Source organism: Streptomyces sp. CA-210063, from assembly GCF_024612015.1.
Lineage (GTDB): Bacteria > Actinomycetota > Actinomycetes > Streptomycetales > Streptomycetaceae > Streptomyces.
In genome coordinates this window covers 1,172,229-1,194,749 of the sequence record NZ_CP102512.1, presented here as the reverse complement: position 1 = coordinate 1,194,749, position 22,521 = coordinate 1,172,229, and the positions used below count along the sequence as shown (strand labels likewise).

Sequence of the window (22,521 nt, the reverse complement as noted above, 5' to 3'; positions counted from 1 at the left end):
CGCGCAACAAGTGGTTGCGCTCCCAGGGGATCCGCAGGGCCTCACCTCCCGCTTAGCGTTCCCTCCGCACCACCTCACCGCCCCGTTCCGACAGAAAGAGTTGAGGCCATGTTCGTCGTCGACACGCAGATCCACATCTGGAAGGAAGAGACCCCGGACCGCCCCTGGGTGCCCGGGGCCCGCGAGCGGATCCGCCTCAACGGCCACCGGGAGGACCCCTTCTCGTACGAGGAGGCCCTGGAGCTGATGGACGAGGCCGGCGTGAACCGGGCGCTGATCCTGCCGCCGTCCTGGGAGGGCGACCGTATCGACTACGCCCTGGAGGCGTGCGAGGCGCACCCGGACCGGTTCGGCATCATGGCCCGCATCCCGCAGAACAAGCCCGAAGAGGGCAAGGCCATGCTGAAGGACTTCGCCCAGAACCCGCACGTCAAGGGCACGCGGCTCACCTTCCACCGGCCGATCGACCGCAACTGGATGATCGACGGCACCAACGACTGGTACTGGCCGATCGCCGAGGAACTGCGCATCCCGACCATGGTCCACGCTCCGATCTGGAAGCGGGAGCTCGGCGAGATCGCCGCCAAGCACCCCGAGCTGAAGATCATCATCGACCATATGGGCATCATGGCCCGCTGTGTCGACGACGCGATCGGCTACTGGGTCCAGGAGACCGCCGACTTGGCCGTCCATCCCAACATCTACGTCAAGGTGTCGGCGCTGCCGGGCTATTCGACGGACCCCTTCCCGAACAACAACATCCAGAAGTACGTGCGCGAGATGGTCGACAAGATGGGCCCGCAGCGCTGTTTCTACGGCACCGACATCACCCGTCTGCTCGGCCACGGCATCACCTACACCGACACGATCGAGCAGTTCACCAAGCACTGGGACTTCACGCCCGAGGAGCTCGAATGGATCATGGGCCGCGGGATCAGCGAGGTCCTCGACTGGCCGGTCGAGGGCTGACATGAGCCACACCGACCACATGGACGGCGGTGACGCCGCCGTCCACGCTTTCACCGCCGCCGGCGCCGACTACCTCTTCTGCTCCTCGGGGTCCGAATGGGCCCCGGTGTGGGAGTCGCTGGCCCGGCACCACCGCGACGGACTGCCCTGCCCCGAGTATCTCGACCTGACGCACGAGACGGTCGCCGTAGGCATGGCCACCGGCTACGGACTTCTCACCCGCCGCCCGCAGGGTGTACTGCTGCACGCCGCCCCCGGCCTGCTGCAGGGGTCGATGGCGGTGCACGGGGCGCTGCTGGCCGGTGTGCCGATGGTGGTCACCTCCTCGGAGTCCGCCTCCTATGGCGACGGGCCCGGCAAGGACCCGGGCGGCCAGTGGTACCGCAACCTCTCGATCGTGGGCGGCCCGCATGGCGTCGCCCAGCCGTTCACCAAGTGGTCCACCGAGGCGGCGAGCGTCCACACACTGCCCACGATGATCACGCGTGCCGCCGAGCTGTCCTGGCGGGCCCCGGCGGGACCGGCATACCTGAACATCCCGCTGGAGATCCTGCTGGAGGAGTGGGACGGCCGCGAGGCCAAGCCGATCGTCGCCCCCGGATCCACGCACAGTTCGCCGGAAGAGGTCGACCCGGTCGCACAGATGATCCGCGAGGCGGCCAACCCCGTGATCGTCACGGAGACGGCGGGTCGCGAACCGGGCGGCTTCGAGGCGCTCGTCGCCTTCGCCGAGGCGTGGGGCATCCCCGTCGTCGAGCCCGACTCGGCGGTCTGCGGCAACTTCCCGCGCCGCCATCCGCTGCACGCGGGCAGTGACATCGGCCCCTGGATGGACGAGGCCGACCTCATTCTCCTCGTCAACTGCCGCGCCCCCTTCTACCCGCCCTCCCGTCGCCCCTCCCAGGGGCGGGTCGTCGTCATCGACGAGGTGCCGCAGCGCCCGCACGTCGTGTACCAAGTGCTGTTCGCCGACCGCTACTTGGAGGGCAACGTCACCAACACGCTGCGTCAGCTGACCAAGCGCGCCAAGGATCTCGACGCGGCGGTCGTCACCGCGCGGCGCGCGGCGCAGGAGGAGCGGCACTCCGATGAGCAGGCCGCGATCGCCGCGATCGAGGCGAAGGCGGCACAGGCCGAGGGCATCGATCCGGTGCTGGTCGCCGCGACCCTGCGGGGACTTCTCGACGGCCGGGACGCCATCGTCGTCGACGAGACCATCACCCACAGCCGCGTCGTCAAACGCCACGTCCAGACCGACGCGCCCGACTCCTACTTCTACGTGCAGGGCGGCCTCGGCCAGGGCATCGCGGTCGCGCTCGGCGTCAAACTCGCCGCGCGGGAGCGTCCCGTGGTGCTCACCATCGGCGACGGCGCGTTCGCGTACAACCCGGTCATCCCGTCGTACGACGCGTCCAAGGCGTACGACCTGCCGCTGCTGATCGTGGTCTTCAACAACCGTGTCTACAAGTCGATGAACCTCAACCACCGCCGCTTCTACCCCGATGGCGCGGCCGCCGAGACGGGTGAATGGCTCGGCACAGACCTGCACCGGCTGCCCCGCCTCGCGCAGTTCGCCGAGCCGTTCGGCATGCACACCGAGACCGTCGACAACCCGGACGCGCTCGCGCCCGCCCTCGAGCGCGCCCTCAAGGCCGTGACCGAGGGCACCACCGCTGTCGTCGACGTCCTCGTCACCCGCTGACCCAGGAGGCACCGCCACCATGTCCGACTCACCTGCCAAGGTCCTGGTGCCCGCCGAGGACCTGCGCACCTTCTCCGCCGCCCTCCTGGAGAAGGGCGGCCTGAGCGCCGAGCACGCCGCCACCACCGCCGACGTCTTCGTCTGGGCCGCACTGCGCGGCGTCGACTCCCACGGCATCGCCCGCGTCCCCGCCTACCTGGACCTGCTCTCCAAGGGAGTCGCCAACGCCGCCGCCGACATCAAGACCGAGTCGACGAGCCCGGCCGCAGCTGTCATCGACGCCGACCGTGCCCCTGGTCCGGTGGCGCTGAGCGCCGCCGCGGACGAGGCCGTACGGCGGGCCGGGGACACCGGCATCGCGTCCGTGGGCGTACGGCGCACCGTGCACACCGGCGCCATCGGCTACTACGTGTCGAAGATCGCCGAGCAGGGCCTGGTCGGTATCGGATTCGTGGCCGGCATGCCCAACATGGGCTACACCGGCGTCAAGGGCGCCGCCGTCGCCACCAGCCCGCTCGCGATCGCCGTACCGGCCCGCGACCACGCCCCGCTGCTGCTCGACATGGCGACCGCCACCATCGCGCTGGGCAAGATCCGCCAGGCCAAGGCGAGCGGTACCCCGCTGCCCGGGGGCGCGGCGGCCACGGAGGACGGCACCCCCACCACCGACCCGGAGAAGGCGGTCATGCCGCTGCCGCTGGGCGGCGCCAAGGGCTCCGGCATGTCCCTCGCCTTCGAGCTGCTGACCAGCGTGCTGGTGGGTGCGCCGATCTTCTCGTCCTTTCACTCGGACGATCCTCAAGGCCGCAAGCACCGGCAGAACGCCTTGCTCATCGCCGTCGACCCGGCGGCCTTCGGCGACGCCGGCGCCTTCACCACGGAGGTCGACGCCACGCTGAACACCCTCAAAAGCCTTCCGGTCGCGGACGGCGCCGACGGGGTGTACTACCCCGGTGAGCGCAGTGCGGCTGTGGCCGCCACGCGAGGCGAGAAGGGCATCCCGGTGGCGCCGAAGGTATGGCGTGAGCTGACGCAGCATGCCGAGAAGCTGGGCGTCACGCTGCCGCACGTCACGAGCTAGGGAGTGGCCGTCCCCCGCCCGCCGTGCATCGCAGGGGCGGGGGAGTCCACGCATCGGGCGCCCCCTGTATCCCCGTACTTGATCTGCTTCTTCGCCGGACCGGGCGAGGGTGACACGCGTATCACGGGCGACGTTTTACAGCACCGGGAGCGCGCGTTCCTTCGCCTCGGGCCAGTTCGGACTTCCAGACGCGGAAGCCCTCCTCCGACCGTCCGCGGCGCCAGTAGCCGGAGAGGGACACCTGCTCGCGGGTCAGACGACGTTCGGTGAGAAGGTGGGGCCGTAGCTCGTGCATGACCTCGTGTGCCTCCCCGTGCACGAACGTGTGCACCCGCCCGGGCAACCAGTCCATGTCCCGCACGGCCGCCAGGAGCGGGGTCTTTGCGTCCGTTCCGCTTCGATGGACGTAGGTGACCTCGCCGTTCTGCGGGAGGGGGAGGGTCGGCTCGTGCGCCGGTGAGTCGACCAGAGCCACAACTCGAGCCACCGCGGTGTCCGGCAGCTCCGCCAGCGCGGCCGTGATCGCCGGCAGCGCGGACTCGTCGCCCACCAGCAGGTGCCAGTCGGCCGAGAGGTCGGGACGGTAGCCGCCGCCCGGTCCGTTGGCCATGAGCTGGTCCCCCGGCACCGCCGCGGCCGCCCAGGGACCCGCGACTCCTTCGTCGCCGTGGAGCACGAAGTCGATGGCCATCGTGCCGGATGCGACATCAGGGAAGAGCGCGGTGTAGGTGCGAACGGCGGGCAGGTCCTCGGGTGGCAGCGTGCGGCGCAGAGCGCGCATGTCGAACGGTTCCGGGTAGCGGACTCCGTGCTTCGGGAAGACCAGCTTGACGTAGCGGTCGGTGTACTCACTCTCTGCGAAGGCCGAGAGGTCCTCGCTGTGGAACCACACACGTCGCAGGTTCGGTGTCAGCATCTCGCCGCGCGTCACGGTCAGGTGGGTCGTCACAGAAGCTCCTTCGTTGATGACAGCCGGGAAAGGTGAACCGGCCGAAGCCGCGTCTCATGTCTGTCCGCGTCCGGCGCTGCCGCGCCGTACCGGGACGTGCATGAGGTCGGCGCCCAGAAGCATGCGGCCGCTGTAGCCGGCTCGGCGTGCGCTGTCGCGGAGCAGGCGCCGCCAGGTCCCGTCGGAGACGACGGCCGGGTCTCCCGGACCGAGGTGGGTGGCCACCAGAGCACCGGCCTCGGCCTCGGCCGCGATCCGGCCGAGTTCGGCCACGTCGGTGTGGGTTGCCAGGATGTGGTCGATCAGGGCTGGTGGCAGGCCCAGACTCGCCAGCCCTTCAGGGTGAAGCGCCTCATGGACCAGGACGTCGGCGTTCCGGGCGAGCGTGACGATGTTGGGTGTGGGGGCGGTGTCGCCGGAGAAGACCACGCTGCCGTGGTCGGTCTCGAAGCGGTAGGCGTAGGCGGGGAACGCCGCGCCGTGCGGGACCAGGACGGCGGTGACCTTGACATCGTCGTTCTCCATGACGGTGAACGGCCGCATGGCGGGTGCGGTGTTCGTCGTGGAGGCGCCGACCCCGGCCGGCGGCAGCACGTCGTGGACGTTCAGCAGGGTGGCCGGGTCGATGCCAATGTGTTCGGTCATGAAGAAGGTGGGGTGGGCGGCGTACGCCTGCCCGGCCAGCCTGGTCATCTCGACGGTCCCCGGCAGGGCGCCTGGGGCGCCGGCCACGGTGGAGGGGATACCGGCGGGACCAGGGCCGTAAACGGACACGGGGGTGCGGAACCCCTGCCCGCCGGATGCCCCGGCGGACAGCAGGGGGAAGGAGTAGTAATCGACGATGTGGTCGGCGTGCAGGTGGGTGAGGAAGATGCCCGCCAGCGACGGCATGGAGAGGCCGGCGCGCAGGTACTGGGTCACTGCTCCGCGGCCGCAATCGACGACATATGTCCTACCGTTCACCATGAGCGCCGACGAGATGCCGTACCGGCCCGCCAGCGGCGGCGGTCCGCTGTTGGTGCCGAGCAGGACGAGTGACAGACCCGCGCCGGAGACGGGTGCGGCCGCAGCGGGTGCCGCCGCGAGCAGCGGCGCGGCGCCGACGGCAGAGGCCGCCACCGCGCCCAGTACCGTTCTGCGGGACGTATGCCGCACGTCGTGCTGCGGCTGGTCGGTCTGCACGTCTTGTGTCGGCTGGTCGGTCTGGCACATGGTGAGCGCTCCTCTGCGATGTGCAGGACGTGATCGGGGCGGTCGGAGCGCGACCCGCGGGAACGGACCAGGTCGTCGTCCTGTCGCCGCGCGGTACGACCGCGATCATTGGCCGGATGCTGCCCGTCGTCGTGCACGAGGGGGAGGGCACGGGGTGCAACCTAAGTTGGCGGTGTCCTTCCTTGTGCGCGTGCCGCAGCCCCTTACGTCCGGATCGTTGGGATCGGGTTCTCCTTGAACCACCGTGAAAGGAATTCGATCAGAATGGTGATCTTTCGCGGCACTGTCTGGCCGGGGCCATAGACCGCGTACAGCGGGCGATCAGGAACGGGTACCGCGGGGAGCTGGACCCGCAGTGCTCCGGAGACCAGGTCCTCGTACGCCGACCGCTGAGGGAGCAGGGCGATGCCCCGGCCCTGGACGGCGGCCTTCTGTAGGGCGATGTACGAGTTCGAGGAGAAGGCCACATTGCGGATCTTGTGCAAGCTGGAGCTCGATCCGTGCCCGAGACGCCACACGGGCTCGTTCACGTGCACCAGGCAGTCGTGGTCGGCCAGGTCGCCGGGATGGTCGATGTCACCGTGGCGTTTGACGTAGTCCTCGGAGGCGCACAGGACGAAGGGAAGAGACGCGATCTTCTTGAGATGTACCCGGGAATCCCTCAGGTCCCGCGTGTGCAGCGCGACGTCGAAACCGCTGTCCAGGAAGTCGTAGGTACGCTCCGACAGGCCCCCCAGTTCGAATCGCACGGCGATCTTCGGATGTGCGGCAGCGAAGGCGGCGATGGCGTCCCCGACGTCAAGGCTGCCGATCCATTTCGGGCACACGACATTCAGGGGGCCTTCCGCCCGGTCGTGCAGGTGCCCGATGAGAGCATCCTCCGCCTCGATTTCGGCGAGGATCCGGGCGGCGAACTGGGAGTAGCGCATGCCCGTTTCGGTCAGGCTGACGGAGCGGGACGTGCGGTTGACGAGGCGGACACCGATCTGCCGTTCCAGTTCCGCCACGTGACGTGACACGAGGGAGCCTGACGAGTTCAGCGCTCGGGCAGCGCCGTTGAAACTGCCGAGCTGCGCGACGGTGACGAAGCTGCGCATCAGGAGTATGCGGTCCATGAAATTTTCCTCCAGTCGGCCACGGTTCGGTGTCCCTCCGGCCGTGTGAGACATGGGGTGCTGGCGGAGCTGCTGGAGCGGCCATGCTAGATCGATTTAGTTAACGCTAGCAGAAGGCTCTTGCCTCGGGCGAGAGTCGGAACGGCGCAGGTCCAGTAGGCCGGGGCTACCGGCCGGGGCCGACCCGACTGCGTCCATGGCGGTCAGGCAGGGCACGACGGCCGCGTGTGACACCTCGCCCCGCTTGCCGTCCGGCGCAACGATGACCGCACACGCCACGGTGCCGGGGCGGGCAAGGATTTACTCCTCGAACTCGGCGGGACAGACGTTCTCGCCGCTGGCGGCGTGGCCTCTGCGAGCAGCGCGCCCCCGACGCTCCGCATGCGCGGCTCGTGATCGCCGCAGCGGTGCTGGCCGCCATGCCGCAGACGAGTCACACGCCTGCGGAGACGGTGAGTCCGGCGCTGACGATCGGACGTCGAGGAGGACTGAACTGCAACATGCCGTAACCAGGTCTCATGGGGGAAGCCGCGTAATGCGTCGCCGTGTGCCCGGTAATCGGTCAGCGCGCCAGGATCAGGCTCATCGCCTCGGCGCGCGTCGCCGGTCTGCGCAGCTGCCCGCGCACGGCGGACGTCGTCGTCCGGGCGCCGGGCTTGCGGATGCCGCGGGCCGACATGCACATGTGCTCCGCTTCGACGACCACGATCGCGCCGCGCGCTTCGAGAATGCGCATCAGGGCGTCGGCGACCTGTCCGGTGAGCCGTTCCTGGACCTGCAGGCGGCGTGCGTACACCTCCACCAGACGGGCCAGTTTGGACAGCCCGGTGATCCTGCCGTGCTCGGCGGGTATGTAGCCGATGTGGGCCACGCCGCGGAACGGCAGAAGATGGTGCTCACAGAGGCTGACGATCTCTATGTCCTTGACGAGCACCATCTCGTCGTGGCTGAGGTCGAAGGTCGTGGTCAGAACGTCCTCGGGTTCCTGCTGCAGCCCGGCCAGGAGTTCTCGGTACGCCCGTGCCACGCGCCCCGGGGTGGCGCGCAGTCCTTCGCGGTCCGGGTCTTCGCCGACGGCGATGAGCAGCTCCCGAATGGCGTACTCGGCCCGCGCGGCGTCGAACTCGCCGGTCCGACGGACGACGGGTGGCACTACGAGGTCGGTCATGCGTGTCTCGTCTCTGCGCTTGGTGTGCGAGGGCGGATCAACAGGCGCAGGCCGTCTTCCCGTTGATCCGCCCGGCGCCTTCAGCGCTTGTCGGTGGCGAAGGGCCTGCGGGAGACGGTGGCGCGGATTGTCGTCTGGGAGTGCCGTTCCACCGTGGGGTTGGCGGAGCCGCCGTTGGGCTCGCCCCACACCAACTCGACCTGTTGGCCGTAGGTGACTTCGTCCTCGTCGATCATGCAGACGGAGATCCAGCCGCGGACGTTGGCGGTGTAGCTGCACAGGGTCGACAGGCCGACGAGGCGGCCGTTCTTCTCGACGCGGTCGACCTGTGAGGCGGCGTAGAAGGCCGCGGGCATCTCTATGTACTTGAAGCGACGCTCGCCTTGCTCGTACTGGCTGGCGAAGATCCGGGCGACGTCGTCGCGGTGCCAGGACAGCCAGGCCTTCTTACGGTGCTTCTGCCCGCGCATCCGCTCCAGGGCATCGCGGCCGACGAAGTCGTGGTCGAACTTGAGGATGTGGCCATAGCCGAGGTCCCAAGGGGTGACGTAGTAGTCGTCGATCCGGTCCGGACTGAAGCTGCCGCCGAGGGAGAGATTGGCCTCGAAGCTCCTGGCGTTGAGCCACTCGCGGTATGGCTTCATCTTGTCGTCGGAGTAAACCGCGGGGACGGTGTTGGCGATCCAGCCGGACTCCGTGGCCACCGACGCGTAGGCGCGGGCGCCGACCTGGCGGACACCGAAGGGCTCGCCGACCTCCAGGATGGTGTCGCGGACGTCGTCGATGTGCTCGTAGGGTCCGAAGAACTCCAGACCGGGGAAGCCGGACATGCGGTGGTTGAGGGCGGTGACCTCGTGCTTGCCGATGTGGAACTTGCCCATGGAGAAGAAAGGGATGTCGGGCATGGGGCCGCCGTTGACCTTCTCGAAGATGGCCGCGGCGTGCGGGCCCTGGAGCTGGAGGCGGAAGAACTCGCGGCCGTTCGGGTTCTGTGCGGTGCGCTCGTCGCGGCGGAGGGTGACGTCGTAGCCGCCGGTCTCGGCGTGGAACTGGACCCAGTTGAGAGCCGGGGGCCGTCCCACGAGACGCACGAGGTTGTCGGCCAGGCAGAACAGGATGCAGTCGCCGACCATGTAGCCGTCGTGGTTGACGGCGATGAACTGCTTGGCCTTCATCGGCCCGAAGCCCGCGAAGGTGTTGGCGCCGACGTCCGACAGCAGTCGGTAGCAGTCCGGGCCCTCGACCGTCAGGTCGGTCATGTGGTGGGACAGATCCATCAGCGCCGCCGAGGTGCGCCACGCCTCCTGCTCGTCACGCCAGTTGGTGAACTCGGCCCGGATCGGGAAGGGGTAGGCGCCGGAGCGGCCGCTGCGGAGGAGGGACAGCGGGCTTCCGCTCGCCTGGATCTGGTCTTCGAGGTTTGCCATCGGAGTCTCCATGTCGTCGCGCGGTGCGCTTGAGAGGCGGCAAGGCGGCGGCCGTTGCTGTGCGGCTCGACCGGCTGGTGGAGCGCCCGGTGTCGTGAGCGCCACGGCTCGGGTGGCGTCCGGCTGACGTGTGCGCAGCTCACGCCCGGGAAGGCACGCCGACGGCGAGTGCCTACGTCGGCGTGGGGAACTGTACGGTACGGTACCGCTCTGATGGGTCACAAGACATCTGCGTCGTACGGCAATCGCGCGGCCGCCAACAGTCGGCGCCGCACCTCACACTTCGCCGGTCATATACCATCTGACCTGCACGGATTGCGCTGCCCCCGCGCAGCGAAGGCTTAACTTGCACGCCGCGTAGGGGTGGCCCGCCCTCCAAGGCATGAGTTTGCACACCGAGTTCCACAGATGTCTGGAAAGGCGGCGCGGCCAAGGCGGGCGGTGCCGAACTGACCACCGTCAACTCGCAGCATTGCGCGTGCCGCCTTGACGCGGACCGGGTGGCGAGGACGCCGAACGTGCGAGGGCTCAGGCGGCGTCATTGTCGGCGCTCCGAGCGCCGCTTCGGATCTGTTCACCTCCGGTTTGTCGACGGGTTGCCGGAGAACGTCACCATGTCGCCGACCAGCCGGGCATGTTCAATGCTGCCACGCAGGACATACTGCCCAGGACCGGTCGACAGCCCGGCTCCGCCGGGCCCCCGCTTCGCGCGCTCGGCCTTCACGGGGCGCACCGCCGGGCGGCGGGGCCGCGACTGCCTGGCGATCAGTGGCTCTCGGCCTGTGAGGGTTCGTCAGCCGGCCGGTCCCGGGACGGCTTCAGTCGGACCACGACCACCTTGGACGCAAGCTCGAAGAGGAACGGCGCGTGCCGCTGGTGCGCCGTACCCGCAGGTACGAAGGGCACCCCGGAGGGTGAGCGGATCGTGCTGTGGGCCAAGCGCATCCTCGCCGACCGTGAGGCGATGGAGGAGGAGGTTCGTGCGCTGCGCAGCGGCATGACCGGGCAGCTGCGTCTCGGGTCGGTACCGACGGCGTCGACTGCTGTCTGTCTCCCTGTTGACGCAGGCGTTCTGCGCGGCAGCGGGCGCATTCACCTTCCGTCCCCTGTACCGTGAGCGCTTCGTCCCGCTCACGCAGTCGGGCGCCGCCCAGGAGCAGCGGTCGCAGGCGCCGTGGGAGGAGGCGGCCCGGCAGTCGTTGTGTCTGCTGCACCCCAGGATGTTGGGACGGCGGGTCCTCGACGCGGTCTTCGCCTGGGCTGGTACCCCGGTGCGGCCCGGGTGGAGACCGACTCCGTGGCCTCGCTGTTCGCTCACGTGCGCACGGGTCCTGCGGCGCGAACCCGCCTCCGTCGCGGCGCGGGCACTGCTGGAAGCCATCGGACGGACGGACAGGGCAGAAGGACCTCGAATGGGTCCCAGGGAAGGCGGTCGCCGGGGTCGTCGACCAGCTTGTCGCGCCCTGAAGGTTCGGACCGCGAGCGTACGCGCCGAGAAGGATGGCGGTCGCGCGAAGGATGGCGCTCTGGTCACCGGATCCGTTGGCTCGGCCCCCCGGTGCGCGTCGAGAAGGACGTGCCGCCCCACTCGCTGTGCCCCGACGAGGAGACGGCGCCCGAAGCGGTGCCGGTCAGACCGACTCCCGGGCGACGACTCGTGCGGGCGGTGGGCGGAGACCGCTGGTGTCGAGGCCCAGGGCGAGGCGCGCGCGGAGTCTGCCGTGGGCTTGGGCGTCGACGTGGATGGTGGTCAAGGAGGGGGTGGCGTAGGCGCCGTACCCGTTGTCGTCGAAGCCGATGACGGCGATCTCGTCCGGAATGCCGCGGCCGAGGTCGCGCAGGGCCATGAGCACGCGCAGGGCGACGTCGTCGTTGAATCCGGCGATCGCGGTGACCTCGGGAGCGCCGGCGAGGAGCGCCTCGACGGCTTCCGCGCAGGCGGCCCGGTCCAGCGGGGTGACGAAGGAGTCCGGGACGGGGATGTTCAGGTTCTGCGCGGCGTGCCCGGTGAACTTCAGCCGGGCCGCGGCCAGCGGTGATTCGGTGTCCGGCAGCGCCACGGCGACATGGGTGTGGCCGTGCTCCACCAGATGACGCAGTTGCAGCGCGGAGTGTGCGGCGAGGCCGTCGCGCCAGCCTCCGCCGACGTCTTCGAGTTCGTGGCCGGTGAGGTAGGTCTCGCCGAAGCGGATGATGGCGCGGGGGGCGATGGCGTCGAGGACCTCCTGGATGGACTGAGGGGTGTGGTGACCGTGCCGGACCAGCAGAACGTGGTTGTGGGCGGCGAGTTCGGAGTCGAGTCCGCGGACGAAGCTACGGGAGTACGCACCCTCCATGCCCGCTTCGATGTTCAGGACGACGACGCGGGATGATCCCTCGCGCAGTGCCCTGGCCACCCCGTGCGGCACGTATCCGAGGTCGCGGGCGGCCTGCTTGACCCGGTCGCGTGTGGCGGCGGAGATCGTCTGTCGCGGGTCGTCGTTGAGGACGAAGCTGACGGTGGCACGGGAGACTCCGCTGGCCGCCGCCACGTCGTTCAGCGTGACTCTTCCGGAAATGCTCATCACCCCTGCTCCGATGCGGTCTGTGCACCGCACACCCCGTCCGGGACGGCGCACCGCCATTCTAGGGACGTGGCCGGCAGTGGTGCCCGGGCAACCCCACTGATCTGACAGCGCCCCCATGCACGAGGATTGGAACTTTCCGAGACCGGAGGCGTCGGTTCTGTCGGATTCGGGCTTCGGCCACTGTCTGGCTCGCCTCGCCCGCCCGAACGGCCCCATAGTTCCCAGGTCATTCGACGATGGCGACCCGACTGCGGTCGCGAAGGAGCCTGGAGTGAGTGCAGCATTGATGGAGGAGCGACGTGACCGGCGTACGGCGACGCTGGTCATGGCCTGTCTGGGGGTGTTTGTCAGCTACCTCCCGGTGACCACGGTCTCGGTGAGTCTTCCGGTGATCCAGCGGGCGCTGGACGCGTCGACGGCCGATTTGTCTTGGGTGACCACCGCGTTCGTCCTGCCGGTGGCCGCGCTGATCCTGACCGCCGGGGTGTTCGGTGACGTCCACGGGCGGAAGAAGGTCTTCCAGGCCGGTCTCGGGTTCTGCGCACTCGGGGCCGCGGTCGGCCTGTCCGCACAGTCCATCGCCCAGGTGTGGGTCGGCCAGGCACTCCTGGGCGTCGGCGCCGCTGCCCTGCTGCCGATGACGCTGGCGCTCATCAGCCACGCCGTCCCCGACCCGCGTGAGCGGGGCAAGTACATCGGTCTGTGGACGACGTCGATGATGGGCTCACTGGCCGTGGGCCCGCTCATCGCCGGTGTCATCGTCGAGCACGCCGCGTGGCGCTGGATCTACCTGCTGCCCATTCCGCTGTCCCTCGTCACGATGGTGATCGCCGGCCGCCTTCTCACCGAGTCCAGGTCCCCTGTGCAGCGGACGTTGGACTGGCCGGGCCAGATCACCGCCGCCCTGACGATCGTCGCCCTGGTGTACGGCGTCATCGAGGGCGGAGACGGCTCCTTCGGCGACGTCCAGGTGATCGTCGCCCTGGTGGTCGCGGTCTGCTCCGTCCTGGCGTTCGTCGTGTGCGAGCGGCGCAGCCCGAGCCCGATGCTGGATCTCACGCTGTTCCGCAGCGCCGCCTTCACCGGCTCGGCTCTGGTCGTCATGATCAGCTTCCTCGGGCTGATCGGCTTCTTCTTCATCCTCAGCCTCTACCTGGGCATGGTGCAGCAGCTCAGCACCCTGGAGGCGGGCTTGCGGCTGGTGACGATCACCGCGCTGCCGATGATCCTGGGCGCTGGCGTGGCCCGGCTGATGCGGTACGTGTCGCCGCGCGTGCTGATCAGCGGCGGTCTGGTCATCACGGCCGCGGCGCTGTTCGCGCTGATGAACGTCGGGATCGACACGTCGTACGGGGCGCTGGCCTGGCGGCTGGCCCTGCTCGGCCTCGGTCTCGGTCTGGCCTTCCCGTGCATCACCGCTACCGCCGTGTCCTCGGTGCCGCACCACCAGGCGGGGATGGCGGCGGCGGGCAACAACGCTTTCCGGCAGCTCGGCGGCGCTCTGGGTCCCGCCATCATGGGCGCGCTGCTGACCGGGAAGGCGGTCGGCACGCTGCCCGACCACCTCGCCGCAGCCGGACTGAAGGACTCGGTCGGCCGGCAGATCCTGGATGCCGCCGACGCCGACGGCCTCGGCGCCGTCGCGGGCCTGCCGCTGGGCCGCGACACCGGGCCCGCGCTGCACGCCCTGTCCCAGTCCTTCCTGGACGGACTCCAGCTGTGCTTGCTGGTGTCGGCGATCGTCATGCTCTGCGGTGCCGCGCTGGCTGCCTGGCTGCTACGGCCGGCGGGGACCGGCCGCCCCTCCGGAACGGTCGCCTCCGGCGGCATGCAGCGTACGCGCCCCATGGTGGCGGCCGACCCGAAGTAGCGGTACCTCCTCTGCGGCCCCGCTGACGGCTGCACGCAGAGGTACGCGCGCCGTCGCCCCGCCCCCAGAGGAGGAGCGGGGCGACGCCGGGCCTTCCCGGGGGGGACGGGGACGGCACCGGCGCGCAAGTCCCTGGCCCTCACGATCGAGGGCCAGGGACACAGCCGTGCGTGTCGACCGCGAGGGGACACGCCGCTCCGTGTGAACCTGCCCTGCAGGCAGGTGCGTTCCTCAGGAAAGGCGGACACGTGTATAGGCCCGACGCCCTCGATCTGCGCCTGCTCCAGGCCCTGCAGCTGGACGGCCGGGCGCCCTTCAGCCGGATCGCCGAAGTCCTCGGCGTCTCGGACCAGACGGTCGCCCGCCGCTACCGGCGGCTGCGGACCGAGGCGCGACTCAGGGTGCTCGGGATGGCCGACCACAGCAGGCTGGGACGCACCAACTGGATCGTGCGGCTGCGCTGCAACCCCGATGCCGCGGAACCACTGGCCGACGCCCTCGCCCGCCGGCCCGACACCTCGTACATCGGGCTGATGTCCGGTGGTACCGAGGTGATGTGCGCGATGAGGCCGCGCAGCGTCCAGGACCGCGACGAACTGCTCCTGGACCGTATCCCGCGCACCCGCCGCGTCACTTCGGTCGACGCCTACAGCGTCCTGCACCACTTCTACGGCGGACCGCTCGGCTGGCTGAACAAGATTGACGCTTTGGACCCGGCGCAAGAGGCCGCTCTGCGGCAGGCTCCGCCCGAGACGGTCGCGGAACCTGTCGTCCTGGATCCCCTCGACGAGACTCTGCTGGAGCTGCTGCGCCACGACGGGCGGACGACGGTCACCGACCTCGCGACGGCGACCGGCCAGACCGAGTCCGTCGTCAAGCGCCGGGTGAGAGGTCTCCGCAGGACGGGGGTCCTGTACTTCGACATCGAGTACGACCACGAGCCGTTCGGCCACGGTACCGAGGCGGTGCTCTGGCTGACGGTCGAGCCCACACGGCTGCGCCCGGTCGGGCAGGCCCTCGCGGACCACCGTGAAGTACGCTTCGCCGCGGCGGTCAGCGGCCAAGCCAACGTCGTGGTCTCGGTGCTGTGCCGCACCACGGAGGAGCTGTTCGCCTACCTGGCCGACCGGGCCGGCTCGATAAAGGGGGTACGGGCCGTCGAAGCCGTCCCCACCCTGCGCCAGGTCAAGACCCTCACCTACGATCCCCGCCGCTGACGCACCCACCGGCGTCCGTTCCTGGGCGGACCGGCCCGGCGCCCCTCGCCGTGCGCAACGTGACATTGCGGCCCGCGTAGCCCCTTCCGCCCTTACGCTCGACACGTCGCGGCGGCGACGACACGACTCTCGCTCTGCGGTCGGACTGGTCGGCCCCCGCACGTTGCCCCGCTCCGGCCACGTCATCGTCGTCGGCATGGGACGGGTGGGACAACGTCGCCGCCGCCCTCGCCGCGCACGGCGTCGCACCCGAGGCCCACGTGGTGATCCGCGCGGGCGACCACGACGCCGTCGCCGAGACGCGCTCCCTGCTACCCATGGGCATCGTGCGCGACAGCATCTCTCTGGCCGCCGGCTACGTCGTTGCTCACTTGCGCGCGGAACCCGGCCGTGAGGTGGTCACTCACCAGGGAGATGTCCGGTCCCAAACCCCAAGGGCATGTGGCGGCGCAGCGCACTGAACGGTCATGAACGCTGCTCCCACGGCCTGCCCTACCTCCCATGAGGGCGGACGGCAAAAAATAACGACACTCACTAGATCGATTTAGCAATCCTCTGTAACATGTCTGCCGTATTGATTTAGCTTCCAGCGCGCGGGCCGTCGGCCTGCGGCGGAGGAGGTCCCTGCACGTGATCGACATGGAACCCCGGTCCGCCGTGCGACTGTCACCCGGACTTCCCGACAGTCTCCCGCAGCCCGGAAGATGCCTCGTGATGGGCATCCTCAATGTGACTCCGGACTCTTTCTCCGACGGCGGCCTGTACGTCGTCACCCGGCGGGCCGTCCAGCACGGTCTGCGGATGGCCCGAGAGGGCGCCGACCTCGTCGACGTGGGCGGGGAGTCCACGCGGCCGGGAGCCGAACCGGTCCCGGTCGAGGAGGAACTGTCCCGCGTGGTCCCCGTGGTGCGGGAACTGGTGTGTGCCGGGGTGCCCGTCAGTGTGGACACCATGCACGCCGAGGTCGCGCAGGCCGCGGTAGAAGCCGGGGCATGCCTGGTCAACGACGTCAGCGGGGGCCTCGCCGACCCGGCCATGGCGGCCACTGTCGCTGCGGCGGGAGTTCCTTACATCGCCGCGCACTGGCGGGCGCCGAGCCGCGAGATGGACCGCCATGCGATCTACGGCGATGTGGTGGGCGAGGTCGTCTCCGAGCTTCTGGCGCGTGTGGACGCGCTCACCGCCGCCGGGGTGGCCCCCGGGCGCATCATCCTCGACCCCGGCCTCGGCTTCGCCAAGAATGCCGGCCATGACTGGCGGATCCTCGCGAACCTGCAGGCCTTGCAGGCCGCAGGCTTCCCGGTCCTCGTGGGCGCCTCCCGGAAGCGTTTCATCGGGGAGGTCCTGAGCGGCTGTACGGATGGTGTGTCCGCACCTCATGGCAGGGACGTCGCGACGGCCGCCGTGTCCGCGCTCGCGGCAGCCGCCGGGGTGGCGTGCGTGCGCGTGCACGATGTCCGCTCGAGCCTCCATGCGGTGTGCATGGCCGCGGCCTTGACCGGTGGCGGCCGAGCCCTGTCGGCCGCGTGAAGCGAGTGGCCGGACGTCTGGCGAGAAATGTTCGGCACGAGTACTAGATCGATTTAGTTACGGGATGGACCATCTTCAAAGAAGGAGCCGCATGACAACCCCCAGCCTTCAGGACGGCATCGACAAGGCCGGTTCGCCCATCGACCTGCTGTGGAAGCCGGGCGCCGAGCCGTGGACGCCCGAGGTGGTCGAACGCGAGTACGTCGGTTGGCGCCAGGAGCAGGCGGCCTGGCACGAGGGCGTCGCCCTGCTGAACCTGTCCCACCACATGTACGACATGTGGATCGAGGGCCCCGACGCCACGCGTGTTCTGTCCGACTACGGTGCCAACAACTTCGAGAAGTTCGCGATCGGCCAGGCCAAGCAGTATGTGCCGGTGACCCGCCACGGCCACATCGTCACCGACGGCATCCTCTCCCGGGAGGCTGAGAACGCTTATCTGCTCAGCGGCATTCCGGCTGCCCAGCACTGGGTGCACTACCACGCCGAGAAGGGCGGCTACGACGTCGCCTTCGTCACCGACCCGTCCTCCGCGTTCCGCCCCGGCGGCGGTGACCCGAGGCTGTTCCGCTACCAGATCCAGGGCCCGCTGGCGCTCGAACTGATCGAGAAGGTATTCGGTGCCCCGATACCGGCGACGAAGTTCTTCCACTCCACGCCGGTCACCCTGGACGGCCGCGCCTTCAAGGCCCTGCGCCACGGCATGGCAGGGCAGGCCGGCTACGAGTTCATCGGCCCCTGGGAGCACGCCGGTTACGTGCACGAGGCATTCCTGAAGGCCGGTGAGCCTTTCGGTCTGGTGCAGGTCGGCGCCCTGGCGTACGCGACGCCGAGCGTGGAGAGCGGCTGGATCCCCTCGCCGGTGCCCGGCATCTACACCGATCCCGAGCTGGCGGAGTACCGCAAGTGGCTCCCGCTGTTCGGCATCGAGGGCAAGCGCCCGCTGAACGGCAGCTTCTTCTCGGAGAACATCGAGAACCACTACGTCTCCCCGTACGAGCTGGGCTACGGGAAGATGATCCACTTCGGCCACGACTTCTACGGTCGCGACGCCCTGCTCAAGGCCAAGGACGACGAGAGCCTGCGCAAGAAGGTGACCCTCATCTTCGACCCGGACGACGTACGCCGGGTGATCGGCGGAGGAGAGGACCCGGGCTTTGTCCTCAGCTACGCACGCCACCGGGTGGAGACCTCCGCGGGCCTGGTCGGCACCACCATGCAGACGGCGTCCATCGACCCCGTCGGCACCCTCCTGTCGCAAACACTGATCGGTGCCGCGCACGCCGTGCCCGGCACCGAGGTGACGGTGGTCTGGGGCGAGCACCCCGGTACCGGTACCCACCCCGAGGCCGACCTCGGGTTCCCGCGCCTCCGCGCCACCGTCCAGCCCAGCCCGTACGACCGGAACGCCCGCACCGAGTACCGCCGCAACCCGTGACCCACGCCGACCGCCCCGGTCCGGCCGGCCCCGCGCTGTGGCCGGCCGGAACCGGAAAGCGAACACCCGCCGTCCGGCCCTCTGCCGTCCAGCCGTCGGCCTCGACATGTCGGCGGCCGGACGGCCGGACCATCCAGCACCGCGCCCCCGTCTCGACCTGGAGCACGATGAACCCCGTCAGCACAGCTCCCACAGCCGTGAGCACATCGCTGTTGGAAGACTTCTCCCTGGAAATGACCGGCAAGGACGTGCCCAAGCTGGAGGAGGCCAGCAGCCTCATCCCGCAGGGCACCCGGATCAACGTCACCTTCCTCGGCAACGAAAACCTGCAGCTGCGGCTGGACGCCGCCCGCGCGGTCAAGCGTCTCGGCTTCGTACCGGTGCCGCACATCTCCGCCCGCCGCCTCGGCTCCCGGGCCGACTTCGAACAGTTCCTCGGCGGGCTCCAGGCGGACGGGACCGGCGCCGACGTCTTCACCGTCGGCGGTGACCCCACCCGTCCCGAAGGCCCTTACGAGGACTCCCTCTCCCTGATCGAGTCGGGCCTCCTGCCCGAATATGGCGTCAGGCACGTCGGCATCAGCGGCTACCCGGAAGGCCACCCGGCCATCAGCGCGGAGGTGCTGTGGGCGGCGCTGCGGGACAAGAGCGCGGCCATCGCCGCGCAGGGCCTCGACGGCAGCGTCATCACCCAGTTCGGCTTCGACGTCGACCCCGTCCTCGCCTGGATCGAGCGGGCCCGCGGCCAGGGCATCACGCTCCCTGTCCGCATCGGCGTCCCTGGCCCGGCCGGAGTACGACGCCTGATGTCCTACGCCGCCCGGTTCGGCGTGGGCACCAGCGCCTCCATAGCCAAGAAGTACGGCCTGTCGATCACCAACCTCATGGGCACGGCCGGGCCGGACAAGTTCCTGCGCGCCCTGGCCGAGGGCTATGACCCGGTACGACATGGCGAAGTGAAGATCCACTTCTACACGTTCGGCGGGCTGAAGGCCACCTCCGAATGGATCGCCGCTTCCAGGAAGGAATCTCTCGCATGACGGTCACCCAGGCCGCACCGGCTGCCACCCCCAGTAATAACCGGGGGACGGACCACCAGGCGTCGTTGATCGTCCAGGGCGCCGACGCCACCGGCATCGTCGCGGCGGTGACCTCGGTCCTCAGCCGGCACGCCGCGAACATCGTCTCCCTCGACCAGTACTCGGACAACCCGCAGGGCGGTGCCTTCTTCCAGCGCACCGTCTTCGGCCTGGACGGCCTGCAGGCAGCCCTGCCTGCGCTGCGTGCCGACTTCGACGAGGAACTGGTGAAGAAGTACGGCCTCACCTACACGCTGCGGGATCTTTCGGTGCCCAAGCGCGTGGCCATCTTCGCCTCCAGGTCCGACCACTGCCTGCTCGACCTGCTCTGGCGCCACCGCCAGGGCCAACTCCCGGTCAGCATCCCCATGGTGATCTCCAACCACCCCGACGTCGCCGAGGAGGTGCGCAGTTTCGGCATCCCGTTCTTCCACGTCCCCTCCATGGGCCCGGACAAGTCGGCGGCCGAGGCCGAGCACCTGCGGCTGCTCAAGGACAACGTCGACTTCGTGGTCCTCGCCCGCTACATGCAGATCCTCTCCGGCGACTTCATCGAGAAGGTCGGCGTCCCGATCATCAACATCCACCACTCCTTCCTCCCCGCGTTCATCGGTGCCGGCCCGTACGCCAAGGCCAAGGAACGCGGCGTGAAGCTGGTCGGTGCCACCGCCCATTACGTCACCGAGGACCTCGACGAGGGACCGATCATCGAGCAGGACGTCGTACGCGTCAGCCACGCCGACACCGCCGCCGACCTCACCCGCCGCGGCGCCGACGTGGAACGAGCCGTCCTCTCCCGCGCGGTGCTCTGGCACGCCGAGGACCGCGTCATCCGCAACGGCAACCACACCATCGTCTTCACCTGAATCACAGTTCACCCCCGTACCCGACAGGGAAACCGCCCGGAACAGGGACAGGTGGTCTTGTCGTGCGCCGGAACACAGGCCACCGGGGCGGCGGAAGCAGCGGACTCCCGCACGGTCCGCTCCGATGCTCAACTCCGCCCCGGTCCCCGGCGCCGTACACCGCAGTCACGCACGGCCGCGGTCCGAAGCACGCAGTCCTCTCCACCGGGCGAATCGTTCGCCGACAGAAAGCGGTTCGCCACCATGACACGCACGATCAACGGCGCGGAGATCGCCCGCCGGATACGGATCCGGATCGCCGAGCGAGTGGCCGAGGCCGCGGCCACCGGACCGGTGCCCGGCCTCGCGACCATCCTCGTCGGCGACGACCCCGCCAGCGCCGTCTACGTCGCCGCCAAACGCCGCGCCATCCGCGATGCCGGCATGCGCGACATCCACCGCCATCTGCCCCACCACGCCACCCAGATCCAGGTGGCGACGGTCATCGACGAACTGGCCGCCGACCCGGACGTCTCCGGCATCCTCCTCCAACTGCCCCTGCCCCCACAGCTCGACGCCGCGCCCCTGATCGACCGTATCCCCGTCACCAAGGACGTCGACGGCCTGACCACGGCCAGCGCCGGCCGACTGGCCCGCGGCGAACGCGGACTACGGCCCTGCACACCCAGCGGCGTCATCGAACTCCTCGACGCCGAGGGCATCGAGCTGAAGGGAGCCCGCGTCGCCGTCGTCGGCTGGGGCGAGCTCGTGGGCCGCCCCCTGAGCCAGTTGCTGCTGCGGCGGGGCGCGACGGTGACCGTCGCCCACGAGTTCACCGCCGATCTCGGCGCTGTCACCCGGCCCGCCGACGTCGTCGTGGTCGCCACCGGCGTCCGTGGCCTCATCGGCCCCGAACACGTCAAACGCGGTGCCACCGTCATCGACGTCGGCATCCACCGCACCCCCGACGGACTGACGGGCGATGTCCGCGCCGCTGAACTCGACGGCATAGCCGGCCGCATCACACCGGTCCCCGGCGGCGTGGGCCCGATGACCATCGCCATGCTGCTGGTCAACACACTCCAGGCCGCCGAATGGGAAGCCGAACGCAAGCCTGTGCCCGCGTAAGCGCTCCGCTGGAGGTGCCGAGGTGGGCCGTCTTTCGTCTGCGGCGCCGTCGTGGCTGGTCGCGCCCGCGCGGCGGAGCCGCATATCGACACAGCGCCGCGCCCCTTGGGGCGCTGCCGAAAGGTGACCTACATGAACGACCTCCCTCCGCTGGCCCGGTTTGCCGGTCGCGTCGCGACTGGTCTCCTCGACATCACCCATGACCCCGAGGCCCTTGACTCCGAGGGCTTCTGGGCCGTCGTGCACGGCTTCGAAGGCCGCCTGACCTGCGCTCGCTTCCGCGACGTCCGTTTCCTTCCGCAACCCACCAGGAGGGTCCGATGGCGCGGACCGGGACCGGAGCAGTGGACCACCTCGCTCGATCGGGCCGCCTACACCGCCGGCGTGCGACGCATTCGCGAGCACATCGCCGCCGGGGAGGTCTACCAGGCCAACCTGTGCCGCGTCCTGTCGGCCCCCGTCGCTGCCGACGCGGACATCGAGGCCCTCGCCGAGCGATTGGCCGCACGCCATCGAGCGCCGTACGCCGGGATGATCAGGCTGCCGGCGCGCGGTGTCGAGGTGGTCTCGGCCTCCCCCGAGCTGTTCCTCCGCCGGACCGGACGGGTGGTCGAGTCCGGCCCCATCAAAGGCACGGGGCGCACCGAGGCCGACCTTCTGGACAAGGACCACGCCGAGAACGTCATGATCGTCGACCTGGTCCGCAACGACCTCGGTCGAGTCTGCGCGACCGGCAGCGTCACCGTTCCCGAACTGTGCGCCGTCGAGAAGCATCCGGGCCTCGTCCACCTGGTCTCCACGGTCCGCGGAGAGCTGCGGAGCGGTGCCGGCTGGGCGGAACTGCTGGCCGCCACCTTCCCGCCCGGCTCCGTCACAGGCGCGCCCAAGGACAGCGCGCTCGGCATCATCCGCGCGCTGGAGACCGCACCCCGTGGACCGTACTGCGGCGGTGTCGGATGGGTCGACGCGGACCGCCGCAGCGGCGAACTCGCCGTAGGCATCCGTACCTTCTGGATCGACCGGGCCCGGGAACGTCTCAACTTCGGGGCAGGCGCAGGCATCACCTGGGGTTCGGATCCCGAGCGGGAGTGGCAGGAGACCGAACTCAAGGCAGCCAGGCTGCTGGCCATCGCGTCCAACGGTCCGGCAGCCGAGGACGACCAGCCCGAGCCGACCGCGGTGATGAGCGGAGCCTGACAACCGACCGGGCCCGCGCCCGCGCGC

General features: G+C 69.6%; 17 protein-coding genes. 11 read left to right on the top strand and 6 right to left on the bottom strand.

Annotated elements, in window-relative coordinates; genetic code table 11:
- Window positions 1-108: 108 nt before the first annotated feature.
- From JIX56_RS05205 to JIX56_RS05195, 3 genes are read left to right on the top strand one after another with little or no spacing between them, the layout of a single operon-like run.
- Window positions 109-969, top strand: coding sequence for an amidohydrolase family protein (locus tag JIX56_RS05205; protein WP_257537582.1), 861 nt, complete (start codon window positions 109-111; stop codon window positions 967-969).
- A 1-nt stretch (window position 970) separates the two neighbouring features.
- On the top strand, window positions 971-2,671 hold the full coding sequence (locus JIX56_RS05200) for a thiamine pyrophosphate-dependent enzyme (RefSeq protein ID WP_257537581.1): 1,701 nt from the start codon (window positions 971-973) through the stop codon (window positions 2,669-2,671).
- Window positions 2,672-2,690: 19 nt separating this feature from the next.
- Window positions 2,691-3,752 carry an Ldh family oxidoreductase gene (locus JIX56_RS05195; RefSeq protein ID WP_257537580.1) on the top strand — a complete coding sequence of 354 codons (1,062 nt, stop codon included), beginning with the start codon at window positions 2,691-2,693 and terminating at the stop codon, window positions 3,750-3,752.
- A 121-nt stretch (window positions 3,753-3,873) separates the two neighbouring features.
- Here JIX56_RS05195 and JIX56_RS05190 read toward each other — a convergent pair whose 3' ends face one another.
- The 6 genes from JIX56_RS05190 to JIX56_RS05165 form a co-directional block, all read right to left on the bottom strand.
- Window positions 3,874-4,701 (bottom strand): siderophore-interacting protein, encoded by an 828-nt coding sequence (locus tag JIX56_RS05190; RefSeq protein WP_257537579.1) that lies wholly within the window; start codon window positions 4,699-4,701, stop codon window positions 3,874-3,876.
- Window positions 4,702-4,755: 54 nt separating this feature from the next.
- Entirely contained in the window at window positions 4,756-5,913 is a 1,158-nt protein-coding gene (locus tag JIX56_RS05185) for an MBL fold metallo-hydrolase (protein ID WP_257537578.1), read from the bottom strand.
- Window positions 5,914-6,116: 203 nt separating this feature from the next.
- Entirely contained in the window at window positions 6,117-7,028 is a 912-nt protein-coding gene (locus JIX56_RS05180) for a LysR family transcriptional regulator (RefSeq protein WP_257550745.1), read from the bottom strand.
- Between the two features lie 562 nt (window positions 7,029-7,590).
- Window positions 7,591-8,196 carry a GTP cyclohydrolase I FolE gene (gene folE, locus JIX56_RS05175; RefSeq protein ID WP_257537577.1) on the bottom strand — a complete coding sequence of 202 codons (606 nt, stop codon included), beginning with the start codon at window positions 8,194-8,196 and terminating at the stop codon, window positions 7,591-7,593.
- Window positions 8,197-8,276: 80 nt separating this feature from the next.
- Window positions 8,277-9,623: an aminomethyl transferase family protein gene (locus JIX56_RS05170; RefSeq protein WP_257537576.1), complete on the bottom strand. Its 1,347-nt coding sequence runs from the start codon at window positions 9,621-9,623 to the stop codon at window positions 8,277-8,279.
- Window positions 9,624-11,254: 1,631 nt separating this feature from the next.
- A complete protein-coding gene (locus tag JIX56_RS05165) occupies window positions 11,255-12,187 on the bottom strand; it encodes a LacI family DNA-binding transcriptional regulator (RefSeq protein WP_257537575.1) in 933 nt (310 codons plus the stop codon).
- A gap of 274 nt (window positions 12,188-12,461) precedes the next feature.
- Between JIX56_RS05165 and JIX56_RS05160 the strand changes: the two genes are divergently transcribed.
- The 8 genes from JIX56_RS05160 to JIX56_RS05125 all read left to right on the top strand — a co-directional run bounded on the left by JIX56_RS05160 (window position 12,462) and on the right by JIX56_RS05125 (window position 22,494).
- Window positions 12,462-14,060: an MFS transporter gene (locus JIX56_RS05160; protein ID WP_443031783.1), complete on the top strand. Its 1,599-nt coding sequence runs from the start codon at window positions 12,462-12,464 to the stop codon at window positions 14,058-14,060.
- 248 nt (window positions 14,061-14,308) lie between these two features.
- Window positions 14,309-15,277, top strand: a complete 969-nt coding sequence (locus JIX56_RS05155) for an Lrp/AsnC family transcriptional regulator (protein WP_257537574.1) — start codon at window positions 14,309-14,311, stop codon at window positions 15,275-15,277.
- Between the two features lie 714 nt (window positions 15,278-15,991).
- Entirely contained in the window at window positions 15,992-16,807 is an 816-nt protein-coding gene (gene folP, locus JIX56_RS05150) for a dihydropteroate synthase (RefSeq protein WP_257537573.1), read from the top strand.
- 91 nt (window positions 16,808-16,898) lie between these two features.
- Complete coding sequence (locus JIX56_RS05145) at window positions 16,899-18,245, top strand: aminomethyl transferase family protein (protein WP_257537572.1); 1,347 nt, start codon at window positions 16,899-16,901, stop codon at window positions 18,243-18,245.
- A 167-nt stretch (window positions 18,246-18,412) separates the two neighbouring features.
- Window positions 18,413-19,285, top strand: a complete 873-nt coding sequence (locus JIX56_RS05140; protein ID WP_257537571.1) for a methylenetetrahydrofolate reductase — start codon at window positions 18,413-18,415, stop codon at window positions 19,283-19,285.
- A complete protein-coding gene (gene purU, locus JIX56_RS05135; protein ID WP_257537570.1) occupies window positions 19,282-20,190 on the top strand; it encodes a formyltetrahydrofolate deformylase in 909 nt (302 codons plus the stop codon). Before JIX56_RS05140 ends, purU begins: the two co-directional genes overlap by 4 nt.
- Before the next feature lie 243 nt (window positions 20,191-20,433).
- Window positions 20,434-21,297, top strand: coding sequence for a bifunctional 5,10-methylenetetrahydrofolate dehydrogenase/5,10-methenyltetrahydrofolate cyclohydrolase (locus tag JIX56_RS05130; RefSeq protein WP_257537569.1), 864 nt, complete (start codon window positions 20,434-20,436; stop codon window positions 21,295-21,297).
- Window positions 21,298-21,429: 132 nt separating this feature from the next.
- Complete coding sequence (locus tag JIX56_RS05125) at window positions 21,430-22,494, top strand: chorismate-binding protein (RefSeq protein WP_257537568.1); 1,065 nt, start codon at window positions 21,430-21,432, stop codon at window positions 22,492-22,494.
- Window positions 22,495-22,521: the final 27 nt, after the last annotated feature.

What these genes read in the sequence shown, in the direction of transcription:
- JIX56_RS05180 (WP_257550745.1), bottom strand. Translation starts at nt 7,028, where the DNA reads ATGGACCGCATACTCCTGATGCGCAGCTTCGTCACCGTCGCGCAGCTC.
- JIX56_RS05205 (WP_257537582.1), top strand. Translation starts at nt 109, where the DNA reads ATGTTCGTCGTCGACACGCAGATCCACATCTGGAAGGAAGAGACCCCG.
- JIX56_RS05170 (WP_257537576.1), bottom strand. Translation starts at nt 9,623, where the DNA reads ATGGCAAACCTCGAAGACCAGATCCAGGCGAGCGGAAGCCCGCTGTCC.
- folP (WP_257537573.1), top strand. Translation starts at nt 15,992, where the DNA reads ATGGGCATCCTCAATGTGACTCCGGACTCTTTCTCCGACGGCGGCCTG.
- JIX56_RS05185 (WP_257537578.1), bottom strand. Translation starts at nt 5,913, where the DNA reads ATGTGCCAGACCGACCAGCCGACACAAGACGTGCAGACCGACCAGCCG.
- JIX56_RS05200 (WP_257537581.1), top strand. Translation starts at nt 971, where the DNA reads ATGAGCCACACCGACCACATGGACGGCGGTGACGCCGCCGTCCACGCT.
- JIX56_RS05195 (WP_257537580.1), top strand. Translation starts at nt 2,691, where the DNA reads ATGTCCGACTCACCTGCCAAGGTCCTGGTGCCCGCCGAGGACCTGCGC.
- purU (WP_257537570.1), top strand. Translation starts at nt 19,282, where the DNA reads ATGACGGTCACCCAGGCCGCACCGGCTGCCACCCCCAGTAATAACCGG.
- JIX56_RS05125 (WP_257537568.1), top strand. Translation starts at nt 21,430, where the DNA reads ATGAACGACCTCCCTCCGCTGGCCCGGTTTGCCGGTCGCGTCGCGACT.
- JIX56_RS05130 (WP_257537569.1), top strand. Translation starts at nt 20,434, where the DNA reads ATGACACGCACGATCAACGGCGCGGAGATCGCCCGCCGGATACGGATC.
- folE (WP_257537577.1), bottom strand. Translation starts at nt 8,196, where the DNA reads ATGACCGACCTCGTAGTGCCACCCGTCGTCCGTCGGACCGGCGAGTTC.
- JIX56_RS05145 (WP_257537572.1), top strand. Translation starts at nt 16,899, where the DNA reads ATGACAACCCCCAGCCTTCAGGACGGCATCGACAAGGCCGGTTCGCCC.
- JIX56_RS05165 (WP_257537575.1), bottom strand. Translation starts at nt 12,187, where the DNA reads ATGAGCATTTCCGGAAGAGTCACGCTGAACGACGTGGCGGCGGCCAGC.
- JIX56_RS05140 (WP_257537571.1), top strand. Translation starts at nt 18,413, where the DNA reads ATGAACCCCGTCAGCACAGCTCCCACAGCCGTGAGCACATCGCTGTTG.